This window comes from Candidatus Pseudomonas adelgestsugas (assembly GCF_004124255.1).
Classification (GTDB): Bacteria; Pseudomonadota; Gammaproteobacteria; order Pseudomonadales; family Pseudomonadaceae; genus Aquipseudomonas; species Aquipseudomonas adelgestsugas.
Genome location: NZ_CP026512.1, coordinates 1564395 through 1580891, shown reverse-complemented (window position 1 = coordinate 1580891; position 16497 = coordinate 1564395). Strand labels below are relative to the sequence as shown.

4 protein-coding genes and 3 tRNA genes are annotated in these 16497 nt (G+C 38.5%); 5 read left to right on the top strand and 2 right to left on the bottom strand.

Annotated features, from left to right (window positions below; translation table 11 throughout):
* Positions 1-599 precede the first annotated feature (599 nt).
* Positions 600-1112, bottom strand: coding sequence for a 6,7-dimethyl-8-ribityllumazine synthase (locus C3B55_RS03945; protein WP_129211648.1), 513 nt, complete (start codon positions 1110-1112; stop codon positions 600-602).
* Positions 1113-2629: 1517 nt separating this feature from the next.
* Here C3B55_RS03945 and alaS point away from each other — a divergent pair.
* The 5 genes from alaS (at position 2630) to C3B55_RS03920 (ending at position 9870) form a co-directional block, all read left to right on the top strand.
* Entirely contained in the window at positions 2630-5248 is a 2619-nt protein-coding gene (gene alaS / locus C3B55_RS03940) for an alanine--tRNA ligase (RefSeq protein ID WP_129211646.1), read from the top strand.
* Positions 5249-5347: 99 nt separating this feature from the next.
* The gene (locus tag C3B55_RS03935) at positions 5348-6589 is read left to right on the top strand and encodes an aspartate kinase (RefSeq protein ID WP_129211644.1); all 1242 of its coding nucleotides are present in this window, start codon (positions 5348-5350) and stop codon (positions 6587-6589) included.
* 384 nt (positions 6590-6973) lie between these two features.
* Positions 6974-7064: transfer RNA gene (locus C3B55_RS03930), tRNA-Ser, on the top strand.
* Between the two features lie 103 nt (positions 7065-7167).
* Positions 7168-7244, top strand: a tRNA-Arg gene (locus C3B55_RS03925).
* Positions 7245-9796: 2552 nt separating this feature from the next.
* Positions 9797-9870: transfer RNA gene (locus C3B55_RS03920), tRNA-Arg, on the top strand.
* Positions 9871-12319: 2449 nt separating this feature from the next.
* On the opposite strand, the gene C3B55_RS03915 is transcribed toward C3B55_RS03920, so the two are convergent.
* Positions 12320-15214: a ribonucleoside-diphosphate reductase subunit alpha gene (locus C3B55_RS03915; protein ID WP_129211642.1), complete on the bottom strand. Its 2895-nt coding sequence runs from the start codon at positions 15212-15214 to the stop codon at positions 12320-12322.
* Positions 15215-16497 lie beyond the last annotated feature (1283 nt).

The window sequence follows — 16497 nt, the reverse complement described above, 5'->3', positions numbered from 1 at the left end:
TCTATTCATACTCATTCTCTGTAAACTTTTTACATTGATCTTAATCAGTTGTGAACTTTTAAAATAAAATTTATTAATTGTTTGCGGTGTTTAGATGTCTGGGCTGACTAAAGGCGTACTAGTAGTGCGCTAGTCTAGCAGTGGAAAATAACGGCAATGATATATTGTGATCATTTAGCATTAACCATGGCAATGTAGCCGTTCTGATTGAGTAATTTAATCGCTTATTGCTCTTACTGCATGGTATTGCCATGCAGGTCTCGGTATTGCTCAGTAGAAAGAAAGATGCCGCCATTAATTCCATTAATGACACCCATTAACTGACACCATCAACACGGGCCGACATACACAGCAGCGCTGCTGTGTTAGGAACCTGATTACCTTAATATATTTACCTGCGAGCAACGCGACGGCTATGCTCTAACTTTAGAGCTGGATAAAACATGTTGAGTGATTATAAATGAATATGCATAAGTCACCTTTGCGAACTAGAAGCATAAAAAATAGTTTTTATACATGTAATTAGTAGTTATTATGCTAACCATAAATGCAAACCTAGTTTAGGTGTATAGCTTGACTTGGTTAGGCGTGAGAGCTGCCTAAACAACTGTAACACGTGAGTCATGGTATCGCTGAATTGCGCGCATCTTTTGCAGAGTTTCCGTGCAGGTACGAGCGGCTTCCTGACCCTTATATACAAAATGCTCATAGAAAAACTTATGGTGTTCGCTGCTAGCATGGAAGTGGTGTGGTGTTAGCGACACTGAAAACACCGGAACTTCAGTTTCCAGTTGAACCTGCATCAGGCCACCTACCACTGACTGGGCGACGAATTCATGACGATAGATGCCACCGTCTACTATCAGTGCAGCGGCGACAATACCAGCATAACTATTTGTTTTGGCTAATATCTTGGCGTGTAGTGGTATTTCAAAGGCACCACTGACTTCGAAAAAATCAATGTTAGATTCTTGGTGGCCCAAGGCGATCATTTCGGTCAGAAATCCTTTACGCGACTGGTCTACAATATCCTTATGCCAGCATGCTTGGATAAACGCAACTCGCTCGCTGTGGTAGTTTTTGCTTGTGTTGTTAATTGTGGTGGGTTGCATGTTCTGATTCCTATTTAAGAAAAAAACATGGCGTTATAAATTGAATGGGATATTAATGGTATAAGCAGCTGCTTCATTTAAACTTGCAATCAGCATGCAGTTCTTAGATGCTAACTTTGTTCTCTCTTAATCCTGGGTTATAGCCGTTGGCTGCGGTATAAGAACCAAGCCTACTGATGTTGTCGCTGTTTTACGTGAGCAGTGCTCAGCACGTAGCGCTGTTAGGTTATGCGCATTGCGCATAATTACCACTAGCGTTAGAATTATACTCTACTCTAAAATGATTGCTGCTAAAACCACTAGCAGCTGAGAGTTTTAACATGGTTTTTTTAAAAACCTGCACGATTGCTTTATCGATAACCTCTACTTGTTTGTGTGGTGAGTGTTGGACTAAATGCAAGTGGACTTGATATGCTGTAGTTTGACCAACAGTAAGTAGTCTTAGAAAAATCTTCTGCAGGACTCTCAAAAACTTTTATGTTTATAATCAACCAGTAAGACTATATCATGATTTAACCATAGTATACTGGGTGTATTAAAAATAATCTTTATCAAACACGTTGGGATCGACAGCAAGATTCCAGTCTTGATTACCTGAACGCCAAGTTTATTAAATGTTAGGTGTGTTTCTACTGTGTTGTTTATGTTTATTATCACTATAAGGAAAAATTGATTAGCATTGACAACTAACTGTGAGCTCGACGAAGAATATATCTTCAGCTATAAAACTCATGGGTATAAATAAAAAAGCGCATAGGTGCTCTTTTTGATCCAGTTACATTTGTTGAGGACGTAAGTTGATTAATCTTTAGGCCTTTATCATATATTAGCAGTGATTAAATTAGATGATTTATAATGCGCTCCCCTGCTCCCTTGCTTGTGTTGGCAAATAACTTGCAAAGCAATGCATTTAGATGGTGTGTAGATTTATAACAAACTTAGCAGTGAAGTTACGTGTGGATATACCGATACATAAGTCAATCATACTGACTATGTATCAGTATGCCTTCTAAAAAAAACTATAATGCAGCGTGGTTTACGCTATGCTGATCGTCAAGGTATTTATGTTTTTAGCAATATCGTTCAATAGCGAACTATATTGCTCTGATAAATTATACCTACAGTCCAACTAACAATAACAAGCACTGTTATAACGTATATTTTGAGGTAGGGTAGGTGTATGTCAACATAGTTTATGTAAATATCTATGTTTGCACTTAAGTATTGAAAGCATTTGCTATTGAGTGCAGTCTTTGCGGTATATAAGCTTGGCGCAGCGGTGAGACTATGCGTAGTCGTGTATTTGGATATCATTTTAGCGTAAACAGAGCAAGCCGTGTAGACATTTGTTGATATTTTTCCGTAAATGACGTTGCATACAGTCTAATTGACTGCCTTGATCACATAAGCACACTATAATTAATACCATAGCTGCTTATAATGTAGCTATGTATTGGTCGCTCCACCTAATAATGATATGTACTGATCTTTGGCCATAGACTCCGTGGAATAATTTAATGAAAAGCGTAGAAATTCGTGAAGCTTTCCTTCGCTTCTTCGAGGAACAAGGTCATACTCGTGTAGCCTCCAGCTCCTTGATCCCAAATAATGATCCAACCTTACTGTTCACTAATGCAGGGATGAACCAGTTTAAAGACTGTTTCCTGGGTAACGAAAAGCGTGCTTATACATGTGCAACTAGTAGTCAGAAATGCGTGCGTGCTGGCGGTAAAAATAGTGACTTAGAAAACGTTGGCTATACTGCTCACCACCACACTTTTTTTGAGATGCTTGGCAACTTTAGTTTCGGCGACTATTTTAAAAAAGATGCAATCACCTTCGTCTGGTACTTCCTGGTCAGCGTATTAAAGCTATCTAAAGAAAAGCTCTGGGTTACTATTTACGCGACGGACTATGAAACATATAACATTTGGACTAAAGATATTGGTATGCCGGTTGAGCGTATAATCCGCATCGGCGACAATAAAGGCGCTCCTTACGCTTCTGATAATTTTTGGACTATGGGTGATACTGGTCCGTGCGGCCCTTGCACCGAAATTTTCTATGATCACGGAGCTGAGATCTGGGGCGGCCTTCCTGGTTCACCGGAGGAAAACGGTAACCGTTATATTGAGATCTGGAACAGCGTGTTTATACAGTTTAATCGCACTGCTGACGGTGTATTGCATCGGCTTCTGGCGCCATCGATAGATACCGGTATGGGCTTAGAACGAATTAGTGCAGTAATGCAGCAGGTTCATTCTAACTATGAAATTGACTTATTTGTTAATCTGCTAAGCGCTTCAGCCGAAGCTATTGGCTGCGCTAATGACAATCAGTGTTCGCTTAAGGTTGTATCTGATCATATTCGTTCTTGCAGTTTCTTAATTGCTGATGGTGTGTTGCCTTCAAATGAAGATCGTGGCTATGTATTACGTCGTATTATCCGTCGCGCCTGCCGTCATGGCTATAAGCTGGGCGCCACCGGTAGTTTTTTTTATAAAATTGTTGCCCAGTTAGTGACTGAGATGGGCTGTGCCTTTCCAGAACTTAAGCAGCAGCAAACTAATATCGAACACGTACTAAAGACTGAAGAGGAGCAGTTTACTCAGACTCTAGAGCATGGCCTAAAGATTCTAGAGCGGGATCTAACTGAACTTAAAGGCACTGTAATACCTGGCAACATAGCGTTTAAATTGTATGATACTTATGGCTTTCCTGTAGACTTGACCGTTGATATTGCTCGTGAGCGTGAACTAACTGTCGATACAGCAGGTTTTATGCGTGAGATGGATGCTCAGCGTATGCGCGCTCGTTCCGCTAGCTCTTTTAGCCGAGACCACAATACCTTATTTAAAGTTGATGCGCCTACTAAGTTTACAGGTTATATGGCGACTAGTGGTTTAGCTAAGATTATTTCTATTTATAAAGATGGAACGTCGGTTGATGTGTTGCGTGCAGGTGAAAAAGCAGTTGTAGTTTTAGACCAGACGCCGTTCTATGCGGAGTCTGGTGGACAGGTTGGTGATTGTGGTTTTCTGAGTTCAAACTCAAGTCGTTTTGAAGTGTGCAATACCACTAAAACCAGCAGTACTTTTCTGCATCATGGTGTTTTAGTACTAGGCAATCTACCGGTAGGCGCATCAGTCAATGCTCATGTTGACGCTGATGTGCGTCATGCAATTGCTGTTAACCATTCCGCTACTCACTTGTTGCATGCCGCGTTACGTCAAGTGTTAGGCAAGCACGTGCAGCAGAAAGGTTCGCTAGTTGATAATCAGCACTTGCGTTTTGATTTTAGCCATCTTGAAGCGCTTAAGCTTGATCAGATCCAGGCTTTAGAAAACATCATTAATGCTAAAATTCGTAAGAATACTCCAGTGAAAACCGAAGAAACTGATATAGAAACTGCTAAGAAAAAAGGCGCTATTACACTGTTTGACGAGCAGTTTGGCGATAAGGTTCGTGTACTAAGCATAGGTGATGGTTTTTCAGTAGAACTATGCTGTGGTCTTCACGCTAAATTTACCGGTGATATTGGATTGCTAAAAATTATCAGTGAAGGTGGTGTAGCTTGCGGTGTGCGTCGTATCGAGGCAATAACTGGTGCTGCGGCTTTAGCTCACCTAGATGCGGCAGCAGAACAACTTAACAAGGTAACTAGCTTAGTTAAAAGTAGCCGTAATCACTTAATTAATAAATTGTCAGCCATGTTGGAGCGTAATCGTGCGTTGGAGAAACAGCTCGATTACTTGCAGGCTAAAGTGGCTAGTGCAGCTAGCAATGATTTATTGGCTCAGGCACTGGACGTCAAGGGTGTCAAGGTACTTGCTGTGCGCTTAGATGGTCAAGACCGTAAAGTGTTGTTGGCATTAGTCAATCAGTTGAAGTATAAGCTTAGTCGTGCAGTAATCATGCTCGGTGGTGTTCATGAGAATAAAGTTTCCTTAGTTTCTGGTGTAACTAAGGACTTAGCAGGTCAACTCAAGGCTAATGAGTTAATGAAACAAGTTGCTACATTAGTAGGCGGGAGAGGCGGTGGTCGATCGGATATAGCACGAGGTAGTGGTTTAGATGCTAGCCGCCTAGACGCCGCCTTAAACCTGACTATACCGTTTGTAGAGGCAGGAATTTAAGATATTGTTAACGATTCCATCGTCTAGTCATGAGCTCTGTTTAGCTGTTGGAAGATTTATTTATCAGACGCTTTTATTGTGGGCTAAGGCGGCTTAGAAATGGCTTTAATTGTACAAAAATTTGGAGGTACATCGGTCGGTTCTGTCAAAAGAATCGCACAGGTTGCCGATAAGATTAAGAAATTTCAAGATGCTGGCAACCATCTTGTGGTAGTGCTATCGGCCATGAGTGGAGAAACCAATCGTTTGCTCAATTTAGCCAAGGCAATTAGTGGTGATGAACAGCCTCTGCCGCGTGAGCTAGATGTGATTTTATCGACAGGAGAGCAGGTAACTATTGCCTTGCTAGCCATAGCGCTAAACAAACGTAGCGTACCAGCAGTATCCTACACTGGTAGCCAAGTAAGTATTTTGACTGATAGCGCTTATACCAAGGCACGTATCCTGCGAATAGATGATCGGAAAATCCGTACAGATCTACAAGCTGGTCGCGTAGTAGTTGTGGCTGGCTTTCAAGGTATGGATGAGCAGGGCAATATCACTACGCTCGGGCGTGGCGGTTCAGATACTACTGGTGTGGCGTTAGCAGCGGCCCTAAAAGCTGATGAATGTCAGATTTATACTGATGTTGATGGTGTATACACCACTGATCCTCGTGTAGTATCCGCGGCTCAGCGCATGGATAAGATAACTTTTGAAGAGATGCTAGAAATGGCCAGTCTTGGTTCTAAGGTGTTGCAGATCCGCGCGGTAGAATTTGCTGGTAAGTATAGTGTGCCGCTGCGTGTATTACACAGCTTCAAAGAGGGTCCTGGCACCCTCATTACTATTGATGAAGAGGAATCTATGGAGCAGCCGATTATTTCTGGCATAGCCTTTAATCGAGATGAAGCCAAGCTGACGATTCGTGGCGTGCCAGACACCCCTGGCGTTGCTTTTAAGATCCTCGGCCCTATCAGTGGTGCTAATATTGAAGTAGACATGATCGTGCAGAACGTTTCGCATGATAACACTACAGATTTTACTTTCACTATACACCGTAATGAATATGATGCAGCAGAGCTCATTCTACAAAATACCGCGAGCAAGATTAGCGCTCGTGAAGTTATCGGTGATATTAAAATTGCTAAGGTATCTATCGTTGGCGTTGGTATGCGCTCCCATGCAGGCGTTGCTAGTCGCATGTTTGAGGTTTTAGCCAAGGAAGGTATTAATATTCAGATGATCTCTACCTCGGAAATTAAAGTTTCCGTGGTTATCGAAGAGAAGTATCTAGAGCTAGCTGTACGGACGTTGCATACTGCTTTTAAGCAAGACGCCCCAGTACAACAATGCGAATAATGTAACACACAATCTTTGTGTACACCCAATAGTACTAATGTAGTTAAGGCAATAGCTTTGATATTGTAGATTAAATACTTTTTTGGATTATCGTTCTTGGCTTGACATGTTTGAAATGCTTGAAGTGCAAGACATGTAAACTTAAACTGGTCATTATGCAGAAATTTTGATGATCTGTGATATATAAATTATTATGACTGTGCTTTAGCATTGACAAATTTAGTATTTATTATAGTTTAGTGCTTAGAGGTAAGGTGGTAAGGCAGCTGCTATAGAATTTATCTGTAGACTAAGAAAAAGAAGCAAAAAGAATCAAGCTTTTATTTTTATTATTTTGTTGCGTTTGCAAACGTGACTAAATATAGTTAGTATACTAAGCATTGCGGAGAGCTGGCCGAGCGGCCGAAGGCGCTCCCCTGCTAAGGGAGTACACCTTAAAAAGGTGTCGGGGGTTCGAATCCCTCGTTCTCCGCCATTTTTCTTAGTATGTTATAGTCAGGATTTTTTATGAAATGATTGAAATGAAACAAAATAATCATTAATACAGACAAAAAACAGCCTGTAATATACAGAACAATGCACTCGTAGCTCAGATGGATAGAGTACTCGGCTACGAACCGGGCGGTCACAGGTTCGAATCCTGTCGAGTGCACCATACAAACAAAACCAAGCCAGCTGCAGCTTTCCTTTATCTAGATCCTTCTTGTAAAAAAATTAAATTTTGTTTTTGTGTTTCTATATATTTTTTATAAGATAATATTTTATCGTAAAATTAAAAAATTTTAGCTAAAGCTTAGCCTTAGCTAGATCAATCCTATTGATTCATCATAAATTAATTGATTAATACTTCCAATGCAGCTATACTAAATCATGCAATTACCTTTACCTTAGTAAAGGTAATGAGGATAGATAGCTTGCAGAATCGTATGGTTAAAGTTCTTGAGCTGCTATAGCGCTAGCGTATAATACAAACCATGCTATGCACTTATTAAAAGTTACCATGACAATTATATTAAACAACCTAGTTCACAGATAAAATATCGTTAAGCGATCACACAAGATCAATGATTTATGCCTTGCCGATATTTATATATTTCAAGCATGTCCCACTAGAAAGCTTGCAGATCATCCATCAGTTGGTTAAACCTGATTATGATAGTCTTTATACTGTTAAGCACTTTAATGTAGTCCGTAAAATTCTAGTCACTAACGTATGAGACAATAACTAGTATGTAGCCGTAGTCAAGCAAGATAAATGCTTGTAAACATTCCTGATTTATAATGTCGTATATACGCTAAAAAACTTTTTTTACAGACGCAATGATGTGCTTTCCATATTTTATTATGGTGAGAATCAAGTTATTGCGTTGATGGATATTCAAAATATTTACTATCTGTAGATATATTAGTCTTGAAGCAGTATTGCGTCATCTGCATCACCTCAAAGAGTGATTTGATTTATACAAATAAATGATTTACGGTTTATTCCAAATAAGTCTTTCGTGGTTTACTGTTGATTAAGCGTGCTGATTGATAATCTAGAGAAAAGGTTATAGGTATCATGACTTTATTTAGGCGTCAGTAGTCTATAAAAATTGATAGAATTAATATCAATTTAACTATTGATAAAATGATTTACCTAATGCTTAAAGATAGTAGAACCAAAGTTCTTGACATAGCAGGCTTGCATGAAGAGAACAAACATTTTTAGCGTTAGTTTAGAGTGTTATGTATAATGCATTAGGTCATTGTGCTGGATAAACTTAATCACGATACCTAATTGTCTAGCGCACGACTAAGCTTATTAAAAAGATTAATCGAGAGGCTGGAATTTATAGCAACACAAATGCTAATTTGTGGCTAGTTTTAGTAAAAATTCTAGATATCTGACCATTGCTATGGTTTTTATTTAATAGCACTGGATTGAGTACTGCTAGTTTCTCACGTCTACCGCGTAAAAGAGTTTTAGCTATAGTATTTATTAATTAGTATAGTGTAGAGGTGTTGTAGTTGATAGAAGAGTCTTCTTCTTTTTAGACCTGACGATTATTTTACTTTAATCACATTAAGTGATAGCACCTTTACTGTAAGTTATTTATTTATACTAAAATTTTAGACAGAATAGCAGTACATGGCTGGCTTTTTTATATTTAGCTGTAGATTAATTATCTTTTACGGCCACTCCAATGTTTTGCGCAATAATTAAAACAAAAAACATTGTTTAGTGACTTAGGGCTTGTAAAAATGCTGTAGCAGTTTTTTGTTTGTGCAGTGACAGATCTATGCTGACTAAGTCGAAGTCATAACTCTTCGCTAAGTATACTTTTTTAACAGTATTCTGTTGCAGGTGCTCAATCATTACAAAGTTCATGCTGTAGTGATGATTACTAGTTATAACATTAGTGCGTTCCCGTATTTAGTCTGATAAACGTATAGATTATTTGCTAACTATATTGCTAGAATTAATTGATTATCTCAATATGTGCATATATTAAATAGGTTAGTTTAATAGGCGGTTTTTTAGGATGAGCTATAATTGAAAAGTTAAAACAAAGCTTATGACTAAAAGTATAATTAGAATTATAAAAAAGACCGTATCAAGAATCAAACTTAATAGTTTATTAGTATATATTTTATAAGATATAATTAGATGTCTGCAGGTTTTATGCTGGCATTCATTGTTATTGGATTGAGTAGTTAGAAAAACGTTAATGAGTAATTCAGTAATGAAAAATTTTCATAAGTTTTAGTCTATATAGTGGGTTACAGGTCACATATTTGTAGTAAAGTAGTAGTTATTTTTTCTTGTTAACACTAGTGATCTTAGGCAGTTGTAACATTAGCATGAATTTAGTCTAGTTTAACTATACAATCAACAATAATCTTCAACAGAACAAGGTATTGTAAGTATGTTGTAGCAATCAACATGTTGGTATCTTCCAGCTTTAGTAAGAGCACTCAAAACCACATGGTGCTTATGTACATCAACAAACAAAAGAAGCTAGACAATTTGCAATTGTGGAATTTTAGGGAGTAAACTTCGTACGATGATACTGAGGACAAACGATTGCTAGATGAAGCTTATGTTTCACAAATAAAGATCCGCTAACACTCAAAAACCTACGAATAACATGACAAAACTTATTTTTACAGGTAACATATATGCTACCTAGCAGCTCTGCTGCTAGGCTTGATGTCTATTATTTTGTCCCAGTAGCTCAATTGGATAGAGCGTCCCCCTCCTAAGGGGAAGGTTGGCTGTTCAAATCTGCCCTGGGACACTAGATTTAACATTCATACACAGATTCTTCTGGTAGAGTTTTTTGTTAGGTGATGCTCCCTGTATAGCATCTATTAAATCTTGTCGTCAAGAATAGTTCACAGAAGGTGCGTCGTGTAATTTGTATTTTAGATTATACATATAGTCATGGAGGAACCTAAACTATTAATGAGACTACTTAGAAATAGTTTATTACTTCTCTCAGTGTTCATTAACCATGTATTATTAGGCTGATAGCTATGTCTACCGCCTGTAATCAATAAAATATCAATATATTAATTTAAAAAATATTTCTAAATCTTTTATTTTACTTTTGTAGCTATGTTTATCTTTTGGTCTACCTAACGCTTTACTTGCCTTTGCGTTAAGCGATATACCATGCATATAATTTATAGGTATGCACCCTTAGTAGTAGCTGGCTATCTTTTTTTGTTGGTACCCATAATATCGTCTGACTAACCTGGTTAGTTATATCCGGCACGGATATTGCCTTATCCAGATGATTGTGATAACTGTTTTGGTCGATCGTGTTAATCAACTAGCTGTCAAGCCAAAAAATCGATGCTACTTATAACCTTATGTCTAAGAATGATGTCTAATGCATTATTATCGAACTGACTTTATGAGCAGGCGCTTACCAAGCAGTGTGGCTTATTATTTAGCGTACTGCTAGGATAGCATCTAATTATTTATGGTGAATGTTTAGTTAGTGAATCTCTGGCAATTCTTTTTAGTTAGCTTTGTATTGCCAATACTGTTTGCATTAACAATAATAAATGCTACCAGTTTTCCTGTTGGCTCTTCTGCTAACGATGTTGACTAATATTATTTTGAATAAAACTAGCGACAGAATACCGCGTAACTTAATGGTCATTACGCACAGCAGTACGCTGTCGTAAATTTAGACTATCAGTACATAGAGCCAGCTCAATACTGGTTGAGGACAAGAAACATATCTTTTTAAAATTGGCCTTTAGTAATTTTATGTAATCAATAAACAGCAAAATATAATAGTTAGCAACACACAGCCAATGAAACTTATGCTATCTGCAGATCATTTTATAGGAAATTCCTGGAAAACCATACAGTGTATGACACTAGATACTGTCTGGAACAACAATACAGGTGACTGTGTTCAATTAATATCACTCAGAGTAATATTAATAATAAGAGCAACTCACGTCTGTAAGGTTATGCGGTAAACGCTAATAACAGTGTTATTAAGAATAAACCGAATACTTGAACTCGTCCTTGTCTTTAATTAGCTGTAGTCAAGCCTTTTATTTAACTAAACTTTATTTAGTTTATTGCTTAATATAGTACCATCTAGCACAAATTGACCATCTAATTGATATACTAACGATTATGAGGGTGTATTAGTTTGTTGATGATAGCAAACTAGTAAAGAAAGACTATCATTTATATTCAATAATAAATAGTTGGTGAGTTATAACTAGCTATTATTATTACATGAACAGAGGTTTTCGCGTTTAATCTGGATATATTTTAATACTTTGTGAGCCAGCATACAGAATATACACTATTGTATTTAAGTATTCTGGATACATCAATGTTAACTTGATTGATAAACTAGTCAACTTGATTGAGGCTTAAAGCGTCTTGCAGGCAAACGTAAAGATTATCTTTATCTAAAGCGTTACCATATAGACTATTAATTCAGACAATATAGTATTGTTGAGCCAGAACGCTACTGGAGAAGCAAGCTCTTTAGCAACTAACTTTGATGTATTATATAGTATCAATATAATTTTTATTACCCGCATAATTGCGATATATTAGTATCGCCTCAGTTATAACTAAGTATATTCTTCTTTAATATTTATTTAGGCTTCAAATATTAGGTCTTATTACTGTAAGATAACGGTATATAGAATATATTAAAACTTATATATAATAATATAATATAGCATGGGTAAAGTAAAACTAGAATAGTTAAGTGCGTAAACTATTTTACTAATATAAGCATGACTTATAGATAGTTCTTCCGGCTACTGCAAGGGCATTTATAATGCACAGAAAACATCTTGGAATAGGTTTTGAAGACTTGAGAAAAGAATCTACATGAAAAGCGAAACAAGCTTAAATATGAAAAATTTTAGGATATCTTCTAGTTTCTCAATAAATACCTGACCTGAGATAAGATTAGGTAGTTCTCTGGACATGAAAATGTTTTTTAATCTTTATTTGGATTACTTTATCTCTTTTCTTATCATCCTCGTTATATGGTAGAAATAACGCTGGTGATATGATATTGGTAAAATTATAATGAAGAGGCTTTATTAAAAGTCAAAAAAAGATTTTTAAAAATATTAATTAATCACGCGTTATAGCAGTGTGCTTTGCTATAAGCTCTCTAAGAGCAAATGAGAGAGAATGGTGTATGCGCATAATTAGATCTTTTAAATCATAGCAATTAAGCTAGCCAATACTTATTGGCACGCTTCGCAAGTTGGCTCGTCAATTACACAAGCTTTTGGCAATAGCGCCTGGCCAGCTGAAGTAGTAAGACTCACATCATTGCTGCAGTTGCTGCTGGAAACTGAATTCAGTGTACTGTTGTGAATGGTTGATTTTTCAGTGCTTGTTGCGGCCAAGGCACGTAGGTAGTAAGTAGTTTTCAGACCACGATACCAGGCCATACGATAAATCATATCAAGTTTTTTGCCAGATACGCCAGCGATATACAGGTTTAACGATTGCGCCTGGTCAATCCACTTTTGACGACGACTAGCAGCATCTACAATCCATTTTGCATTCACTTCGAAGGCGGTTGCGTATATCTCTTTGAGTTTTTGTGGAATGCGTTTAATCTGCTGCACAGAACCATCATAGTACTTTAGATCGTTGATCATGACCGAGTCCCATAGGTTATGAATCTTGAGGTCACGAATTAGATATGGGTTTATCACAGTGAATTCACCAGATAGGTTTGATTTAACATACAGGTTCTGGTAAGTCGGTTCAATTGACTGCGATACGCCAACGATATTAGCGATAGTTGCGGTTGGTGCTATGGCCATAATATTTGAGTTGCGAATACCTTTTTTTACACGGGTACGTACCGGCGACCAATCTAGGGTTTCGCTGAAGTTAACATCAATGTATTTACGGCTGCGCTGGGCTACCAGAATTTTTTGCGAATCAAGCGGTAGAATGCCTTTGGACCACAGCGAGCCATGGAATGTCTCATAAGCGCCACGCTCGTCAGCTAAAGCACAGGAAGCTTGGATTGCATAGTAGCTGATCGCCTCCATAGATCTATCAGAAAAATTGACCGCAGCTTCCGAGCTATAAGGAATGTGTTGCAGGTATAAAGCGTCCTGGAAGCCCATAATGCCTAGTCCGATTGGGCGATGTTTGAAGTTGGAGTTTTTTGCTTGTGGCACTGAGTAGTAATTAATATCAATTACGTTGTCGAGCATACGGACAGCAGTGTTTACAGTGCTTTCTAGTTTAGCGGTATCCAGTGTGCCGCTAATGATATGGTTTGGTAGATTAATAGAGCCAAGATTACAAACGGCAATCTCATCTTTATTAGTGTGCAAGGTAATTTCAGTGCATAGGTTAGAGCTATGCACTACTCCAACGTGCTGTTGTGGGCTACGCAGATTACATGGATCTTTGAAAGTTAGCCATGGGTGACCGGTCTCAAATAGCATGGAGAGCATTTTACGCCACAGGTCTTTGGCTGGCATAATTTTAAACAATTTAATCTTGCCGGGATGATCCGTTAGTGCTTCGTAGTGCTCGTAACGCTCCTCAAAGGTTTTACCAGTGAGATCATGAAGGTCCGGTACTTCGGATGGCGAAAATAAGGTCCACTTACCATTGTCGAAGACACGCTTCATGAATAAGTCTGGGATCCAATTAGCAGTATTCATGTCATGGGTACGACGACGATCATCACCAGTATTTTTACGTAGCTCAATAAACTCTTCAATGTCCATGTGCCAGATTTCTAAATAAGCGCATACAGCGCCTTTGCGTTTACCGCCCTGGTTGACTGCGACTGCGGTATCGTTTACAACTTTTAGAAATGGCACAACTCCCTGTGACTTGCCGTTGGTGCCTTTGATATGCGAACCTAGTGCGCGTACCTGGGTCCAGTCGTTACCTAGGCCTCCGGCAAATTTAGACAACATAGCGTTATCGTGAATCGCTTTGTATATGTCTGAAAGGTCATCTGGTACGGTAGTTAGGTAGCAGCTAGACAGTTGCGGACGTAGGGTCCCAGCATTAAATAAGGTTGGGGTTGATGGCATGTAGTCGAATGCTGATAGCAGGTTATAGAACTCGATGGCGCGTTTTTCTTTATGTGTCTCTTCAATCGCTAAGCCCATAGCAACACGCATAAAGAACACTTGCGGCAGTTCGAAGCGGATTCCGTCTTTGTGGATGAAGTAGCGGTCGTACAAAGTTTGTAAGCCTAGATATGTAAATTTTTGATCACGTTCATAGTTGAGCGCTTTCCCGAGTTTTTCTAGGTTGAAGGTGGCTAGTATTGGGTTCAATAATTCGAATTCAATGCCCTTGGCTATATAAACAGGCAGGGCCTTAGCGTATAAATAAGCCATTTCGTGGTGTGTTGCGCTGTCTGTAATATTCAAAAAATTAAGATTTTCGGCACGAATAGTATCCATTAGTAGACGCGCAGTTACGAACGAGTAGTTTGGTTCACGTTCAACCATGGTACGCGCAGTCATTACTAGGGCTGTATTTACGTCATTTAGAGCCACGCCATCATACAGGTTTTTTATGGTTTCATATTGGATGAGGTCACCATCAACATTTGCCAGGCCTTCGCAGGCCTCGGTAATGATATTATTTAGACGATTTAGGTCTAGCGGCGTCAAACTACCGTCAGCTAGGGTGATGCGGATCGATGGGTGGGCTTGTATGAACATTTCTTTAGCTGCGGTATGTGCTGCACGCTCTTTGGAGCGTGCGTCACGGTAGATTACGTAGTCGCGTGCTACTTTCTGCTCACCAGCACGCATTAGAGTCATTTCAACCTGATCTTGGATTTCTTCAATATGGATGGTTCCACCAGATGGCATGCGATGTTTCAGGGTTGCGGTAATTTGTGTAGTAAGACTAGCAACAGTGTCATGAATACGTGACGAAACTGCAGCGGTGCTGCCTTCAACTGCAAGAAATGCTTTAGTGATGGCGATGGTTATTTTGTCCTCTATATAAGAAACCACTGTGCCGTTACGCTTGATCACACGTAACCTGCCAGGTTCAGTGACAGATAGATCTAGGTTTAAATCAGCGGCTTCTAATACAGGTTTTTTTTGATTCTTGTTAGTTAAGTCAGTTTGCATGGCGTTTCCACGTTCCACATTTTACATTGAAGCAAACTCTATTACCGAGCTTACTGTTTAGTTCTGAAGCACTCACAGCTGACCTAAGCCATCAAACAAAGAGGAAGAGTGTTCAATTACTATCTCCATACTAAAGTCTTTTGTTTTAGGTTAGAACGCCTCTGACTGTATTTCTGTAAGGCCGATAGTCGTCGGCTATATGCGCAAGTTTATGCTTGCAAAAAAATTTATGTTAACAAAATAGAAATTGGAAAGCACTGGAGTTTTTCTGATTTATATTTATTTGTTTTGTTTTTGAATTCACACATCCTGTGTGTGAGCTTTTGAATGTCAAGATGCAGAATAATACGTTTTGTGCGGTAGCGTAATAGCGTATTATTTATCATACATAAAGATGTAGGTAAAACCTGTACAAGACGTGCAATAACTGCTTGCAGTCTAGTAGAATTGCGAAATTATACCGGTTTTCATTAAGGCATCCTAAAGCAACAAAACGAAGGCTATGTGTTGGTTTTTTTGAGGATAAAAATTTATCACAAAACGCAATAACTGTACGCTACATGGTTGACCTATTGCTGCAATGGTTATCATTGTGTTCAATCGAAATGCCATAACAACTATCTCGATTTATATCGTTAAAAATATCACCAGTACAGAAGAAGTCTGGTAAATATTAACCGTAAAGAACGACAAGAGACGTGCATGGTTAACCAGTGGTTACCTAAGATTAGTAGCTTAATAACATCGGTGGTGAGTGATAGTTTTATCAGTGGAGCGAACAATCGCTAAACAATTAGACGTGATCCTTCGTTTAAATGCATGCGTGCTATGATTGCATGATTATGATGCTTAGCACGTGTATCGACACATAGATCAAAATCTAAATCTGGATTAGACATAGATGATACTAATGATTTACGCACAAACCCATGCTCTATTGTGTTTACATTAAAGAGTGGTATTAAGCTAACCAGGGTAGAATTTAACTGACCACGGTAACCGTTTGTGGGTAAACACCCAGGTGCATTATGTTTTGTAAATAAGCCTACATCGCCTTGTGCGGCATTAGCTACGGATTAACTAGTGTGATTTTTTGGTTACTGAACCGCTGTATAACGGTTGATTTTAAAGCTATAAGTCTTAGCGCATGAGATATGCGCCTGATGACTATTGAAGCGACTGACAAGTACGATGGCTATCGTAGCATGGTTGCGGAAAGCAAATATGCTGATGTTGCTCTTGTATAGTAGTGGTAATTGAAGCCGATATGTTCATCAGTATTG